Genomic DNA, 16,130 nt, shown 5'->3' with positions numbered 1-16,130 from the left:
TTCGCCTGGAACAACGGTTTTTTTTATGACCGAATCAGGCAAATGCACGAAACCGTAAAACACGCGGCGCGCATACGCTTTACAATCCCCGCTCGCTTTACAAAATATTGGTCATCATGAATCAGGCAGAACAGCAGCGCCTCCTGGCTATCCTGGAGTATTGGCACAAGATTGAATTCTTTATACCGTTTGACCTGAATCAAATCACGGAAGTTGAAGACCAGTCCACCGTGCGTCTCCTTCATCGTGAACAACTGGCGCAATGGTCGCCGCAGTTCTTTACGCAATTGCCCGTCGGTTCGGACCGTGAGATCGAGGGCTTTTCCCTGTTCCTGGGCGTGTTCGACAAGGCCGAGATCAACAAGCTGCTGCCGGCCACGGGCGCGGACACCATTGCCGACGCGGAAAAGACCGAACTGGCCGGCCGCTCGTGCTTTGCCCGCCTGACGCTCAATGCGCTGGGCGAGCCGCAATTCGATCCGGTCTCGGTGTCCACCTTGCCGTGGGCGCTGGGCCGGCCACGCACGGCCGACTGGTCGCACCTGACCTTGGATGCGTACAGCGACAGCCAGCTGGCGCTGCAGGACAGCCTGCGCAATTTCGCCGCCGCGCGCACGCCCGGCACCGTGACGGACGAAGCCGGCAATGTATCGACGCCGCTGTCCGGCACCGAAATTGCCGCGCTGGCCCATCTGTTCATGGACTGGGCGCATTTTCACCCCTCGTCCGCACAGCCGCTGGCGGTGCTGGAGATTCGCACGCGCAAGAAACGCCCGCCCAAAGACGCACTGTTGCCGGGCATGGAAGCGGTGGAAAACCGGGTGCTCGATTTCAGCGATGCGGTCGAGCCGTCGATCGATATCCTCAACAGTTTTTACCTGGACGACCTGGAACAGATTATCCGCACCCTGCGCGGGGGCAAGATTTCTCCCACCCTGGCCGCCTACCTGACGCCGCTGGCCCAGGCCGAGCGCATCGATCTGTACACCCCGGCCGGACGCCAGGCGCTGGCTGCAATGTTGAACCCCGCCAATATGAACCGCGGCCACTGGCTGGAAGACTCCAGCTACGCCATGAGCCTGATGCAGCAGTTTGCCATCCACGGCGCGCGCACCGGACTGGCGGAGCGTGGCATCTTTTCCGTCAACGGCCCACCGGGTACCGGCAAGACCACCTTGCTACGCGAACTGTTCGCCGACAATATCGTGCGCCGCGCCAGCGTGCTGGCCTGCCTGGACCGCGCCGCCGACGCCTTTATCGGCAAGGTGGCGGTCGCCTTCGAAGGCGTGCGCGATCCGATCACGATTGCCCGCCTGCGGCCCGAACTGACGGGTTTTGAAATGGTGGTGGCATCGTCGAACAATGCGGCGGTGGAAAATATTTCGGGCGATTTGCCGAAACCGAAACAGCTGGGCAAGGAATGGGCCCGCACCCGCTATCTCGACAGCGTGGCGCGACGCGTGGCAGCCGACGGCAACGGCGCCAACCGCCTGCTGGCCGAAGAAGACACGCCGTGGGGCATGATCTCTTGCGCGCTGGGCAACAGCAGCAATCGCCGCCGCTTCATCAGCAATTTCTATGACGACGACTGGGACAAGACCACGCCGCGCAAAACGCCGAACGCCCAGCATATCCGCCAGTGGCTGACCAGCTACCAGGGCGTGGGTTTTGCCCAGGCGGCGCGCGAATTTCGCGAGACGCAGCACGTGGTGGAAAAAGCCCTGGCCGAGCAGGCGCAATATGCCGCCCTGTGGCAGGCGGTAGGCACCTGCAGCGAGCAGGAGTTCCTGCACGCCAGCGTGGAAACACTGCGCGCGGCCGAAGTGGAGATGGAGGCCGCGAATGCAGCGCTGGCGGCCGCCATGGCCCAGCAAGACACTTTATTGGCCAGCAAGAAGGACTTGCTGGAAGAAGAACGCGTGGTGGCCTTGACCGAGCCCGGCTTTTTTGCCCGGCTGTTCCGCACCGCCACCGCGCGCGCCTACAAGGAAGCGGTGCTGGCCAATGCGGAAGCGCAACGCCAGACAGCGCGCGACATATCGGCCATCAAGCTGCTGTTGAAAGGCGAACTGGAGCCGCGCCACGAACGCGCTCGCAACAGCCTGCATTTCGCGCTGCGTGGCGCCCAGTCGCGCGAACGCGAGTGGGACGACAGCACGGAAATGCTGCGCCGCGCGCGCCTGCGTTTCCCCACCATTGCTGCGCCGGCCACCTTGCAGGAACTCGAGGACGACGCCCTGCAAAAAAGCGGGTTGTGGCATGAGCCCGCACTGGCGCGCCTGCGCTCGCGCCTGTTTGCCAAGGCGCTGGCGCTGCACGAAGCGTGGCTGGCCGAAGTGGCCAGGAAAGGCGGTCCCGGCTTTGGCGGCAACTTGCTGGCGGTGTCGAAACTGCTGAAAAACAAGCGTGCCTACGACCAGTCGCATATCGCCATGGTATGGCAGAGCCTGTTCATGGTGGTGCCGGTGGTGTCGACCACGTTTGCCTCGTTCGCGCGCCAGTTCCAGGGCATGGGCACCGAATCCTTGGGCTGGCTGTTTATCGATGAAGCGGGCCAGGCCGTGCCGCAGGCGGCGGTCGGCAGCCTGTGGCGCGCAAAACGTGCGGTGGTGGTGGGCGACCCGCTGCAGATCGAACCGGTGTTTACGGTGCCGCCGCGCCTGGTGCAGACTTTGTCGGCCCTGTCCGAACACACGCAGGACGGCAGTTACGCACCCGGCAATGTTTCCGTGCAATCGTTGGCCGACAAGGCCAACCGCTACGGCGCGCTGGTCGGCGCCGGTGGCCCGCAGCCGCTGTGGATAGGCAGCCCCTTGCGCGTGCACCGCCGCTGCGTGGAACCGATGTTCTCGCTGGCCAACGCCATCGCCTATGAAGGCAAGATGGTGTATGGCCTCGGTGACACGGCGCCGCCGGCCGGCAGCCGTGGCCTGACGCGCGGCCCCAGCCGCTGGATCGACGCCATCGGCCCCGTCAGCTACAAGCAGGTGGTGCCGCTGCAACTCGATTTCGTGCTGGAAGTGCTGCTGAAACTGTACCGCCGCGACGGCAAGTTGCCGTCCATGTACCTGATCACGCCGTTCAAGGCCGTGCGCAACGAATTGCGCGCGCGCATCATCGACCTGGACTGGGATCGCCGCCTGGGCTACGGCAAGGCGCCCACGCAGCGTGAGTTACGGCTATGGTCCAGGGAAATGGTTGGCACAGTGCACACCTTCCAGGGCAAGGAGCAAAGCGTGGTGATGCTGATCCTGGGCGCCGACGACAGCACGGCGGGCGCCGCGCAATGGGCGGCCGGCACGCCGAACCTACTGAACGTGGCGCTGACCCGCGCCCAGCACTATGTGTATATCGTCGGCAACCCGCTTTTGTGGGGCCAATTGCCCCACTTCGCCCCCGCCTGCGCGCAACTGGCGCATACGGGGATGCAGGAGTTTTTGGTGGAGATGGGGTAAAGGCTGGGGTCAGACCCCCTCGACCGTTAGCACAAGCCTCTGAGTTAGCGGCCTTGAGGGTCTGACCCCGGGGTTACGCAAGCGGAAATTGCAATGTGAACGTGGTGGCCGCCGCATCCGACACCACGCTGGCGCTGCCGCCATGCAGCTGCATGATGGCCGTCACGATTGCCAGCCCCAGCCCGGTGGAGGCGGCCGAATCGCTGCGAGCCGGGTCGGCCCGGTAGAAGCGGTCGAACAGGTGCGGCAAGTGGCGCGCGGGGATGGCCGGGCCCAGGTTGCAAACGCTCAGTTCCACCCCTTGCGTGGTAGCGTGCGAACGCAGCACCACGGTAGAACCGGGCGCCGCATAGCGTATCGCGTTCGACAATAAATTGCCGAGCGCGCGGCGCAGCAACTGCGGCTCGGCCGCTACCACACCGCTGCCATGGCAGGCCAGCGCCAGCTCGCGCTCTTCGGCCAGGCCCTCGAAAAAATCGGCCAGGCGCAGGAACTCGTCCTGCACCGGCAAGGCCTGCTTGACCAGTACCATTTCATCTTGCTGGGCGCGCGCCAGGAACAGCATGCTGTCGATCATGCGCGACAGCCGTTCCAGCTCTTCCATGTTGGACGACACCAGCTGTTCATATTCCACGCTGCTGCGCGGCCGGGCCAGCATCACCTGGCTTTGCCCCAGCAGGTTCGTCACCGGCGTGCGAAATTCGTGCGCCAGGTCGGCCGAAAACTGCGACAGACGCGCATAGCCTTCCTGCAGGCGCGCCAGCATGGCGTTCAGGGCGTGGATCAAGGGCAACAGTTCAGTCGGCGCGCCGCGCGCGTCGAGCTGCTGCTCCAGCTTGCCGGGGCGCACCAGGGCCGCGTGCGCGGCGATCGCGCGCAAGGGGCGCAGGCCGCGCAGCAGCATGGCGCTGGCCAACAGCGCCGCCACCAGCGCGCTGACGGCCACCGAAATAACGATCTGCCAGCGGTAGGCGGCGAACATGGCGCTGCGGTCGCCATACACGCGGGCCACTGTGATATCGGCCATCTGCGCCGGCTGGCCGATGCGCGCGCTGGCCGCCACCACGCGCGCCGGATAACCGTCGCGGCTGGTCCAGCCGTGGATCGCGCTGGCTGTCACCAGCGCGTCGACCGCCACCGGCACGGGCAGCGGCAAGGTTTCGCCGTGCGGATTGACGTCGATCAGGCGCGTGCCGTCGTCGCGCACGATGCGCACCAGGGAATTTTCCTGGCCGCTCATGGTGTCGCGAAAATATTGCGGCCGCTCGCGGATAATGTCCAGCGTGCCGGCATTGCCCAGCAGTTGCTGGATCTGCCGCATTTTTCCCAGCAACAGGATATCGTCGCGCCGTTCGATTTCGGCCACGAACGAGCGGTACAGATAGACGCCCAGCCCGGCCGATACCAGCGCGACGATCAGCACGAACACCGCCGTGACGCGCAAGGTCAGTGAATGACTCGCCCCCGCAAGTTTCATCCGCGCAACTCACAGACATAGCCCATGCCGCGCAGGGTATGGATCAGCTTGGGTTCGAACGGGTCGTCGAGCTTGCTGCGCAGGCGGCGGATGGCCGCGTCGATCACATTCGTGTCGCTCTCGAAATTGATGTCCCACACTTGCGAGGCGATGATGGAGCGCGACAGCACTTCGCCCTGGCGCCGCGCCAGCAGGTGCAACAGACCGAATTCTTTCGCTGTCAGCGTGATGCGCTGGCCTTGCCGGCTGACCTTGCGTTTCATGACGTCGATTTCCATGTCGCCGATGCGGATCACGTCGTCTTCACGCGGTGGGCCGCGCCGCAGCAGGGTGCGGATGCGCGCCACCAGTTCGGCAAACGCAAACGGTTTGACCAGGTAATCGTCGGCGCCCAGTTCCAGCCCCTTGACGCGGTCCTGCACCTCGTCGCGCGCGGTGAGGAAAATCACTGGTATGTCGGCACCGCCGTCCTGCAGGCGCAGCGCACGCAACACTTGCCAGCCGTCCATGATGGGCAGCATCACGTCAAGCACCACCAGGTCATAGCCCCCTTCGCTGGCCATCTGCAGGCCGTCGCGGCCATTGCGCGCCAGGCTGACCACAAAGCCCGCTTCGCCCAGGCCGCGCAACAGGTAGTCGCCGGTCTTCGGTTCGTCTTCGATTACCAGGATACGCATGGCCGCTTTCATCAGTAGGATGGACCATTTTACGCCCGCCGGCAGCTGCTGCGGATGATAAAAATGTCATGCGGTCATCATCTTCGCGTAGGGCGGCGCTGGCCATACTGGCGCCATCTTTTGACATGGAGCACCACATGAAACACTTGATTGTTGCCGCCGGCCTGCTGGGCCTGTTGAACGGCCCGGCGCAGGCGCAACTGCAAACCGTCAGCGACATCACGCTTGCCAGCGCGCAGCAACTGAGCACGGCTGCCCTGGCCGCCTGCCAGGCGAAGGGCAAGCAGATTGTTGTGACCGTGCTCGACCGTGGCGGCAATACCGTCAGCGTGCAGCGCGCCGATGGCGTGGGGCCGCACAACACGGAAGCGAGCCGGCGCAAGGCCTACACCGCCCTGTCGACCAAAACCGATACGCAGCTGCTGGCCAGCAATGCACGCAGCAACCCCGACGCCGCCAACCTGACCACCTTGCCGGAACTGTTGCTGCTGGGCGGCGGCCTGCCCCTGGCTGCCAAGGGGCAGATTGTTGGCGCCATCGGCGTGGCCGCTGGCGGCGGCGCCCTGCAAGACCGCGCGTGCGCGCAGGCAGCGATTGCCGCCATGCCCGAACTCGATCCTGCCATCTAATTTATAAAGGAAATACCATGAAACGACTGATCCCACTGACACTCGCACTGGCCATCGCCGCTATCTCCAGCACCGCGCTGGCCGCCAATCCGCTCAGCGTGCATATTCTCGACCTGCAAACCGGCACGCCAACCGCCGGCGTGACGGTGACACTGGAACAAAAAACCGGCAATGACTGGCGCCAGCTGGCCAGCGGCGTGACCGATGCGCAGGGGCGCGTCGCGAAAATGTATCCGCTTGATAAAACCATCGAGCGGGGCGACTACCGTATCGTGTTCAAGACGGGCGAGCACTATGCACGGCTGAAACAGGAGACGTTTTTTCCGGAAATCCCGGTGCAATTCCACGTCGAAAAGACCGATCAGCACTACCATATTCCGCTGCTGCTCAGCCCTTTCGGCTTCTCGACTTACCGTGGCAACTGATCAGCCCAGGGACTTGGCGGTCTGCCCGAACAGCACGCTTTTGGCGTCGCCGCTGACGGTCGGCTGCACGTTGATCTCGGCCGCGCGGGCGTAGGCGCGCACGGTGGCCGGACGGGCGGCGATATCGGCAAACCAGCGCGCCAGGTGCGGGAAATCGGCAAGATCCTGGCGCTGGCGCTGGTGCGGCACGATCCACGGGTAGATCGCCATGTCGGCGATCGTGTAGCTGTCGCCGGCAACATAGGCGCGGTCGGCCAGGCGCTTGTTCAGCACGCCATACAGGCGATTCGTTTCGTTGACGTAGCGATTGATCGCGTACTCGATCGGTTCGGGTGCATATTGCACGAAATGGTGGTTCTGGCCGGCCATCGGCCCCAGGCCACCCATTTGCCAGAACAGCCATTGCATCACCTCGGCCCGGCCGCGCGCGTCAGCTGGCAGGAATTGACCGCTTTTCTCGGCCAGATACTGCAAAATGGCGCCCGATTCGAACAGCGGCAATGGTGCGCCGCCATCTGCCGGCGCCTGGTCGACGATGGCGGGAATGCGGTTGTTCGGCGCGATGGCCAGGAACTCGGGCGTGAATTGCTCACCCTTGCCGATATGCACGGGAATAATCTTGTAGGGGATGCCTGCTTCTTCCAGGAACATGGTTATCTTGTGCCCGTTGGGCGTGGTCCAATAGTACAGATCGATCATGATGGTCTTTCAGGTCAGGGTGGCGCGGGCGCCGATATTGTCGCGCCGCAACGGTATGCATGGATATAATGCCACGTAAGCGGAAAACAACCCTCACCGAAAGCCGACCATGCGCAAACTCCTGATCGTCACGCTATGCCTGCTGCTGTCGGGCTGTGTCAAAGATTTCGCCATCTTCATGGTGGACGGCCAGGAGCATTCGCTGACGGTGCGCCGCCAGCAAAACTATTTCTGGCAAGACACGGTGGAAGTGCAACTGATGGCGACCAACTTGCCGCAATGCCAGCGCCTGCATACCCTGTCGCTAGACACGCCAGCCGACGAGGTCACGGTCGAATTGTTTTCGGCCGGCGATGGCGTGTGGAATGTGCGCATGGGCGACCAGCTGTGGCAGGCGGAAACGAATACCTGCAACAGCCTGGTGGAAATGGAAAATGATCCGAAAGCCGACCTGGGCCAGCCGGTCGGCAAATTCGAGGTCGTCGATGACCAGCTGACGTTTGTGGCAGCGCCACAGGCTGCGGCGTCGGCCCGGTAACTACACCCGCGCCAGCTTGCGCTGCGGCGCCTGGACGGCACGCGCGGCAGGCCGGGATGCTGCCTGCCGCGGCGTGCCGGCTTCATGTTGTGACAACTTGAAACGCGACACCAGCTGCGCCAGCACGGCCGCCTGGTCCTGCATGCTGCCGGCCGCAGCCGCCGCCTGTTCGACCAGGGCTGCATTTTGTTGCGTAACAGAATCCATCTCCGTAATTGCCTGGTTCACATGGCCGATGCCGGTGCTTTGCTCGTGCGAGGCGGCCGTGATGTCGGCCATGATGTCGGTTACGCGCGAGACGCTGGCCACCACCTGATCCATCGTCGTGCCCGCCTGCGCCACCAGCGTGCTGCCGGCGGCGATGCTGTCGACCGAGGCGCCGATCAGGGCCTTGATCTCCTTGGCGGCTGCCGCCGAGCGCTGCGCCAGGTTGCGTACTTCCGAGGCCACCACCGCAAAGCCGCGGCCCTGCTCGCCAGCGCGGGCCGCTTCCACGGCCGCATTGAGCGCCAGGATATTGGTCTGGAAAGCAATGCCGTCGATCACGCCGATAATGTCGACAATCTTGCGCGACGAGGCATTGATGGTGTCCATGGTGGCAACCACCTGCGCCACCACGGCGCCGCCCTGGCGCGCCACATTTGACGCGGTCTGGGCCAGCTCGTTGGCCTGCACCGCATTGCCCGCGTTTTGCGTCACGGTCGAGGTCAGTTCTTCCATTGAAGCAGCAGTTTCTTCCAGCGAGCTGGCCTGCATTTCGGTACGCGCCGACAGGTCCATATTGCCGCTTGCAATCTCGCTCGAGGCGGTGGCGATGGTGTCGGCGCTCAGGCGGATTTCGCTGATGGCGGACGCCAGGTTGGCCTGCATGGTTTTCATGGCGTACAGCACGCTGTGGCGGTCTTTGGCGTGGGTACGCACGTCGACGCTCAGGTCATTGCCGGCGATTTTTGCCGCCACCTCGGCCGCATATTCCGGATCGCCGCCAAGCGCACGGCGCAGGCTGCGGTTGATCATCATCACCACGCCGCCCAGGCCGACGCAGACCAGTACCAGCAGGCCCAGCGACATCAGCAGGGTTTGCCGGAAGGCTGCATCGATATCGTCCATATAGACGCCGACGACGATGTTCCAGTTCCATGGTTTGTAGGCAGCGACGCGGCTGAGCTTGGGTTCGGGGGTTTTCTGGCCGGGGCGGGGAAATTGATAGCGCACGAAACCCTTGCCGGTGTCGCTCTTGCCGACGTTGACGATGTCGCGGTACAGATAGGTGCCATCAGCGTCCTTGAAGTCGGACATGTTCTTGCCATTCGTTTGCGGCGCGGCCGGGTTCATCACCACTACCGCATCGGAATTGATGACGGCCAGGTAACCGGTCTCGCCGAAGCGCATGCTCCTGATGACAGCCAAAGCCTGCTTTTGCGCTTCTGCGGTGGTCAAAGCACCGCTGACGGCCAGCTCGCCGAACATCTTGACGGCGCCGAGGCCCAGGTCGGCCGCGTTGGTAATGTCTGCGCTGCGCTCTTCAATGCGAATCTTGCGTACTTCGAAGGCGTTGTAGACGAAAATGATGGCAATGCACAGCAGGCTGCAGACAAGGGGGATCCACAGCTTTTGTTTGAACGACAGGGTATTCATGCGAGCCTCCAGCTTTGATTTTTTTTGCAACGGAATGCGCCGTTGCGCTTTTATGGCAGGGCGCGCCCATGCAGCGCCGGAACGCTGGGCGGCACCTTGCAGCTGTTCTCAGCATACGCTTGAATTACTGACATTTACAATGCTCTATAGCAATGTTTCCATGCCTGTGTTGTTAATGCGTACCAGGCTCGCTGGCAGTATGGAGGGAAAGAAAACTATGGCAGAATGCGCGTCTGCAACGCTGCTGACGAAACGATGTTAAAGAAAGAAATGCATGACCAAGAACGAAGCCATGAAACGCATCAACGACCGCCTGGGCAAACCTTCCCTGACGGACAAGAACACGCATTTTGCCAGCGTCACCAACTATGGCACGGACGAAGGCTGGTGGCTGAAGATTCCATTCCTGACCTTCAAGCAGGAACTGCATTTCATCCTCAACAACGAGAAGACCAAAAGCTTCCAGCACCTGAAAATCGGCGCCGGCCAGATCCTCAGCCCCGGCATGAAGTTCCGCAGCACCGACGGCGCCGCTGACGCCTTCATGTCCGCCTCGACACCGAAACGCCTGATCGATTTGCTTGACGGCGGCAGCAAGTACAACTTCACGAAACACCTGGTCAGCGAATACCGCTATTAATCACCAGACGTGAAAAAGGCGGCATCGCGCCGCCAGTACAGCTGCAAAACGGATTAATGCCCAAGTCGCGCGCACAGGCTAACCGGGCCAAGCTCGCGTCTCCGGCCCGCCTTATCGCAAGGCTTTTTGCTGTGAAATCAACTTTCGCGCGCCAGTGCCAGGAACTCGGTGCGCATTGCCAGGTTAGGCTGCAACTCGCCCAGCATGGCCGAAGTAATTGTCTCTTCGCCGGGCGTGCGTATGCCGCGGCTTTCCATGCACAAATGGCGGCAACGCACGACCACGCCGACAGCTTTTGGTTCCAGCACTTCCATCAATGCATTGGCGATCTGCATCGTCATGCGTTCCTGCACCTGCAGGCGTTTCGAGAAGCAATCGACCAGGCGCGTCAGTTTCGACAGGCCGACGATTTTGCCGTTCGGCACGTAGCCGATGGTGGCCTTGCCGAAGAATGGCGCCAGGTGGTGTTCGCAATGGCTGTAGACGGGAATGCCGCGCACGACGATCAGCTCGTTGTATTGTTCCGCACCATCTTCAAACGCTTTCAGCAATTCGACCGGGTCCTGGCCATAGCCCGAGGTCCAGTGTTTCCACGCCTTCGTCACGCGCGCCGGGGTTTCCAGCAAACCGGGCCGCTGCGGATCCTCGCCTATGCTGGCAATCATGCGGCGCCAGTCGTCTTCGGTAAATTCTTCGTGTGCCATGCCGATACTTCCTCAAATTTTCAATTGCCGACAGTATATAGAAAAGTCGCATGGCTGCCTCGACCGGCCCGGTTTTACGCCGGCTGCAAAGGCCGATGCGCCTGTACCAGCAGCGCCGAGATCGAGACGCTCGACGTTGCTTCCGGCCACACGTCGCCAGGGCCGAACCAGCGCGCTTCGGCGATCTCGTTGTCGTCCAGGCGGATCTCGCCGTCGAGGTAGTCAGCCGTAAAGGCCAGCATCAGCGAATGGGGAAACGGCCACGACTGGCTCATGAAATACTTCAGGTTGTGCACCCTCAGGCCGACCTCTTCCATCACTTCGCGGTGCACGGCTTCTTCCACCGACTCACCCGCTTCCAGGAAGCCGGCCAGCGGGCTGTAGCGCTGTGACGGCGAATGCTTGTGCATCGCCAGCAGCACCTGGTCACCCTTGCGTATCAGCACCATCATCGCCGGTGAAATGCGTGGATAGGCCATCATGCCGCAGCCCATGCATTTGAAGCAGCGCTCGCCCGGCAGGCGCACCATGGGCGTGGCGCAGACGCCGCAATAGCGGTGCGTGCGCGCCCATTCGGCCAGTTGCACGGCGCGACTGGCCAGGCCGACAAAATCATCGTCAAGCACATTGAACAGGCTGCGCAGGCCACGCCATTCCAGGCTGGCGTCTGGCAAGGCTTCGTCGTCGACCCAGACCGCCTGGCAATAGCGCCCCTGCCACAAACCGACCGGCTGGGCGCGCGCCAGGTCGACGCCCAGCGTGGCGACCTGATCAAACGAAGGCAAGGCCAGGTCGGGCGTGCGGAGCAGCAGACGCCCACGGTGATAGATAAACGTCAGCGTGTCCGCCGCCGACGGCGTCGGCACAGGAACGTCGATCAGGGGAACAAAGGCAAGGGGAGTTTCAAGCATGCTGCACCGGTATCAAAGAGGTTGCTCATCATACCCCTGCACAAGTTCTCGTGCGCTAGCACCACGGAGAGCGGCTTTGCAAGCACCGAGAAAAAAATGAAAGCGCTTTTACATAAAGCACGCCAAAAGCGTTGCGTTAACGCGACGCAAACGAGACTGATAACGATTCTCATTTACAGAATAGTGAGCAATTATTACAATCGCACCCATTGTTACGAACCAGTGCATGCGTTTGCAACAAGACGCACGCCTCTACCCTGACCACAACGAAAGAGCAAGATGGCAATCAAGAGCCGCAAACACGTCCAATCCCGCTTTAACCAGCATGTCGGCGCCGCCCTGGCCATGATGCTGCTGCCCGTCGCAGCACAGGCCGCAGATCCTGCCGGCCAGAGCGCGCAGGCATCGCAACAGATGTTGAACGAAGTGACCGTCGTTGGCACCAAGGAAAATGATTTCAAGGCCGACAAGGCCTCGTCGCCGAAATATACGGAAGCACTGGTCAACACGCCGCAAACCATCGTCGTGATCAAAAAAGAACTGATCGAACAGCAAGGCGCCCTGACGCTGACGGACGCCCTGCGTAATACGCCAGGCGTGGGTACCTTTTTCCTCGGCGAAAACGGCAATACGAATACCGGCGACGCAGTCTATATGCGCGGTTTCGATTCGTCCGGCAGCATCTATGTCGACGGCGTGCGCGATGTCGGCTCGATCTCGCGCGACGTGTTCAATATCGAACAGATCGACGTGCTCAAAGGCCCGGCCGGCACCGATGGCGGCCGTGGTTCGCCAACTGGCTCGATCAATCTGGTCAGCAAGACCGCCAGCCTGGAAAACGCCTTCAATTCGATACTGACGGCCGGCAGCGGCAAACAAAAGCGCGCCACCGCCGACTGGAACCGCGTGATCGATGCCGACAGCGGCACGGCTTTCCGCCTGAACATGATGACGCAGGACAGCGGCAATCCAGCGCGCGATGAAGTCACCGACAAGCGCTGGGCCATCGCACCCACCGTCACCTTCGGTCTGGGCAAACCGACCCGCGTGACGGCCAGCTACTTGCACGTGGATCAGGACAACGTCCCTGATGGCGGCGTGCCGACCATCGGCCTGCCTGGCTACACTACCCCTGATACCATCACGGCAACCAACAAGACCATCCGCACCTTCCTGAATACGGCGGCCAAGGTCGATCCCAAGAATTTCTACGGCTCCACCTCGGACTACAACAAGGTCAAGGCCGATATGGGCACTTTGCGCATCGACCACGATTTTTCGCCGACAGTGCAACTGCAAAACACCACGCGCTACGGCAAGACTGACCAGGATTATCTGCTGACGGCCTTCATGGGCAACACCGCCAATTTGCAAACGCCGGTGCCGGCCAATCCGGCGACCTGGACGATGGCGCGCTCGCTGCGTACGGTGAAAGACCAGGAAAACACCATCCTGACCAACCAGACCGTGCTCAGCGCGCAGTTCGCTACGGCGGCCCTGAAGCACTCGCTGGTGGCCGGCGCTGAATTTACCAGCGAAAAACAGACCAACTACAGCTATGTGGGCTCCAGCCTGGGCACCCTGGCAGCGGCAAATCTGTACAACCCGAATCCGCGCGACCCGGTCACCGGCTACAACCCGGTGCGCAGCGGCGCTTACACGCAAGGCGAAGTCAATACGCAAAGCGCGTATGTGTTCGACACCATCAAGTTCGGCGAGCAATGGCTGTTCAACGGTGGCGTGCGTTTCGACCATTTCAATACCACTTATGATGCGACCACCCTGCAAACGGCGGTTGCCAGCGGCCAGGTGCAGGTCTTGCCAGTGGGTACACCGATTCCGACCCACCTGACTCTCAGCGACACCTATGTCAACGGCAAGATCTCTGCCATGTACAAACCGACACCGGACAGCAGCGTCTATGCCCTGTGGGCCACCTCGAAAGCGCCGCCAGGCGTCAACTTCGCCTTGAGCACAGGCGCCAACAGCGCACAGAATCCGAAGTATGATCCGCAGGAAACCACCACCAAGGAAATCGGCACCAAGTGGGACTTCCTGAAACAGAAACTATCGCTCTCGGCTGCCCTGTACCAGACCACGGTCACCAATGAAGTGGAACAGGACCCTGTGATCCCGACCATTTACTACCAGACCGGTGAAAAGCGCGTGCAAGGCGCGGAAGTGGGCCTGGTTGGCGAAGTCATGCACAACTGGCTGGTCAGCGTTGGCTACACCCGCATGAATACCAGCGTCAAATCGGGCCGTGTGGTGACCGCCAGTGGCGTCAATAACCTCAGCTACACGCCGAAACAGGCGTTCACCAGCTGGACCTCGTACACCCTGCCGTTCGGCCTGAAAATCGGCGGCGGCGCGCGTTATGTCGGTGAAATGCTGCGCGGCACCGATGGCGCCGTCGGCACCCCGGCCCGTGTCGATTCCTACTGGGTCTTCGACGCGATGGCGACCTATCCGGTCAACAAGAACCTGGACCTGCAGCTGAACGCCTACAACCTGGCCGACAAGACCTACGTTGCGGCGATCAACAAGAGCGGCTTCCGCTACACGCCGGGCCAGCCACGTTCGTTCAGCCTGAGTGCCAACATCAAGTTCTGATGACAGCTTGAGCCGGCAGCATACGGCTCTCCTGAAAGCCCCGCCCCAGCGCGGGGCTTTTTTACGTCCTGTGCATGCACTCTGCCATGGCAGGGCGTATGAAAACTCATACGCGCAGGCCGCCCGGCGTCCAATATTTCGCGCAACGCAGCCTGTCGTGCGGCTTCCTGACAACAAAAGTCACCTTGTAATCAATAACTTAATAAGTTTTGTACCAAAAGTCGTTTTCAGGCATATCCTTTGCTAGGTAGTGACCTTGCAGCAAATAAACGCTGGCATGCAAGAGCTTGTTTTTTCGGCAGTATTCCTTCCAAGCTTAAGTTGCTCGCTATTTATAATCCGCTCACAGCGGCGATTTACTGGAGGAGTCACAATGAAAAAGAAACGGCCATTAACCCTATACATCCTGATTGCCATGATTTTGGGCATTCTGGTCGGCTACGCCTGTCACACCGCTTATCCTGATACGGACGTCAGCGCCAAGATTGCCAGCAATATTTCCATCGTCACCGATATTTTCCTGCGCCTGATCAAGATGATCATTGCGCTGCTGGTGTTCTCCACGCTGACGGTCGGTATCGCCCACATGGGTGACGGCAAGACAGCGGGCCGCATCGGCCTGAAAGCCATGTGCTGGTTCCTGGTCGCTTCGCTGGTGTCGCTGGCGCTGGGCATGGTGCTGTCCAATATCATGCAGCTCGGCACCAACCTGGGCTTGCCGCTGCCGGACGTGCACGCGTCGACCAACCTGAAGACCGCCGCGTTCACCATGAAAGACTTCTTCACGCACCTGGTGCCGAAGTCGCCGATCGAGGCGATGGCAAACAATGAAATCCTGCAAGTACTGGTGTTCTCGATCTTCTTCGGCGGCGCACTGGCTGGCCTGGGCGAATCGGGCAAAGCGCTCACCAATGTGATCGACCAACTGGCGCAAGTCATGCTGCGCATTACCGGCACCATCATGACCCTGGCTCCGCTGGCCGTGTTCGCCGCCATGGCTTCGGTGGTCACCACCCACGGCCTGGGCGTGCTGGTCACGTTCGCCAAATTCATGGGCGGCTTCTATGTCGGCCTGATGTGCTTGTGGGCACTGCTGATCGCTGCCGGTTTCGTGGTGATCGGCCCGCGCATCTTCAAGCTGGTCAGCCTGATCCGCGAACCGTTCCTGCTGGCCTTCTCGACCGCCAGCTCGGAAGCAGCGTATCCAAAACTGCTGACGGCGCTTGACCAGTTCGGCGTGGACCGCAAGATCTCCAGCTTCGTGATGCCTTTGGGCTATTCGTTCAACCTGGATGGCTCGATGATGTACTGCACTTTTGCGGTGCTGTTTATTGCCCAGGCCTATGGCATCGACCTGTCGATCGGTACCCAGATCACCATGCTGCTGCTGCTGATGCTGACCTCGAAAGGCATCGCCGGCGTACCGCGCGCCTCGCTGGTGGTGATCGCCGCCACCCTGAACCAATTTAATATTCCGGAAGCCGGCCTGCTGTTGCTCATGGGCGTGGACCAGTTCCTCGACATGGGCCGTTCGGCCACCAATGCGGTCGGCAATGCCGTCGCCACGGCGGTTGTCGCCAAGTGGGAAGGCGGCCTGGCCACCGAAGAAGAAGCGGCGGCAGCCAATGCCGCCAATATGAATACCGAAAGCCATTGGGGCGAAGCAGACCACGCTAACAAAGCTTAAAACGATGGCCCGTCACAAGCGGGCCATTTATTTAACC

General features: G+C 61.5%; 13 protein-coding genes. 7 read left to right on the top strand and 6 right to left on the bottom strand.

Features of this window, described 5'->3' with window-relative positions:
• Positions 1-116: 116 nt before the first annotated feature.
• The gene (locus tag ACQ4WM_RS20460; RefSeq protein WP_436548492.1) at positions 117-3,455 is read left to right on the top strand and encodes a DEAD/DEAH box helicase; all 3,339 of its coding nucleotides are present in this window, start codon (positions 117-119) and stop codon (positions 3,453-3,455) included.
• A 73-nt stretch (positions 3,456-3,528) separates the two neighbouring features.
• Here the strand turns inward: ACQ4WM_RS20460 and ACQ4WM_RS20455 are convergent, their stop codons facing one another.
• Both ACQ4WM_RS20455 and ACQ4WM_RS20450 read right to left on the bottom strand, forming a co-directional pair.
• Positions 3,529-4,932 (bottom strand): heavy metal sensor histidine kinase, encoded by a 1,404-nt coding sequence (locus ACQ4WM_RS20455; protein ID WP_436548491.1) that lies wholly within the window; start codon positions 4,930-4,932, stop codon positions 3,529-3,531.
• Entirely contained in the window at positions 4,929-5,609 is a 681-nt protein-coding gene (locus ACQ4WM_RS20450) for a heavy metal response regulator transcription factor (RefSeq protein ID WP_436548490.1), read from the bottom strand. The genes ACQ4WM_RS20455 and ACQ4WM_RS20450 overlap by 4 nt, the downstream gene beginning before the upstream one ends.
• A gap of 137 nt (positions 5,610-5,746) precedes the next feature.
• Between ACQ4WM_RS20450 and ACQ4WM_RS20445 the strand changes: the two genes are divergently transcribed.
• On the top strand, positions 5,747-6,238 hold the full coding sequence (locus ACQ4WM_RS20445) for a GlcG/HbpS family heme-binding protein (RefSeq protein WP_436548489.1): 492 nt from the start codon (positions 5,747-5,749) through the stop codon (positions 6,236-6,238).
• Between the two features lie 17 nt (positions 6,239-6,255).
• Positions 6,256-6,663 carry a hydroxyisourate hydrolase gene (uraH, locus tag ACQ4WM_RS20440; protein WP_436548488.1) on the top strand — a complete coding sequence of 136 codons (408 nt, stop codon included), beginning with the start codon at positions 6,256-6,258 and terminating at the stop codon, positions 6,661-6,663.
• Here uraH and ACQ4WM_RS20435 read toward each other — a convergent pair whose 3' ends face one another.
• Complete coding sequence (locus ACQ4WM_RS20435) at positions 6,664-7,362, bottom strand: glutathione binding-like protein (protein WP_436548487.1); 699 nt, start codon at positions 7,360-7,362, stop codon at positions 6,664-6,666.
• Between the two features lie 109 nt (positions 7,363-7,471).
• Here ACQ4WM_RS20435 and ACQ4WM_RS20430 point away from each other — a divergent pair, with 109 nt between their 5' ends.
• Complete coding sequence (locus tag ACQ4WM_RS20430) at positions 7,472-7,900, top strand: hypothetical protein (RefSeq protein ID WP_436548486.1); 429 nt, start codon at positions 7,472-7,474, stop codon at positions 7,898-7,900.
• Here the strand turns inward: ACQ4WM_RS20430 and ACQ4WM_RS20425 are convergent, their stop codons facing one another.
• The gene (locus ACQ4WM_RS20425) at positions 7,901-9,538 is read right to left on the bottom strand and encodes a methyl-accepting chemotaxis protein (RefSeq protein WP_436548485.1); all 1,638 of its coding nucleotides are present in this window, start codon (positions 9,536-9,538) and stop codon (positions 7,901-7,903) included.
• Between the two features lie 274 nt (positions 9,539-9,812).
• Between ACQ4WM_RS20425 and ACQ4WM_RS20420 the strand changes: the two genes are divergently transcribed.
• A complete protein-coding gene (locus tag ACQ4WM_RS20420) occupies positions 9,813-10,178 on the top strand; it encodes a hypothetical protein (protein WP_436548484.1) in 366 nt (121 codons plus the stop codon).
• 137 nt (positions 10,179-10,315) lie between these two features.
• Here ACQ4WM_RS20420 and folE read toward each other — a convergent pair whose 3' ends face one another.
• Complete coding sequence (gene folE / locus ACQ4WM_RS20415; protein WP_436548483.1) at positions 10,316-10,882, bottom strand: GTP cyclohydrolase I FolE; 567 nt, start codon at positions 10,880-10,882, stop codon at positions 10,316-10,318.
• 74 nt (positions 10,883-10,956) lie between these two features.
• Positions 10,957-11,793 carry an NAD(+) diphosphatase gene (gene nudC, locus ACQ4WM_RS20410; protein ID WP_436548482.1) on the bottom strand — a complete coding sequence of 279 codons (837 nt, stop codon included), beginning with the start codon at positions 11,791-11,793 and terminating at the stop codon, positions 10,957-10,959.
• A gap of 279 nt (positions 11,794-12,072) precedes the next feature.
• Between nudC and ACQ4WM_RS20405 the strand changes: the two genes are divergently transcribed.
• On the top strand, positions 12,073-14,406 hold the full coding sequence (locus ACQ4WM_RS20405; protein WP_436548481.1) for a catecholate siderophore receptor Fiu: 2,334 nt from the start codon (positions 12,073-12,075) through the stop codon (positions 14,404-14,406).
• Positions 14,407-14,779: 373 nt separating this feature from the next.
• Positions 14,780-16,093, top strand: a complete 1,314-nt coding sequence (locus ACQ4WM_RS20400; protein ID WP_436548480.1) for a dicarboxylate/amino acid:cation symporter — start codon at positions 14,780-14,782, stop codon at positions 16,091-16,093.
• Positions 16,094-16,130: the final 37 nt, after the last annotated feature.

It is taken from the genome of Janthinobacterium longum (assembly GCF_051380735.1).
GTDB lineage: Bacteria > Pseudomonadota > Gammaproteobacteria > Burkholderiales > Burkholderiaceae_D > Janthinobacterium.
This window is presented reverse-complemented; position numbering and strand designations above follow the sequence as displayed.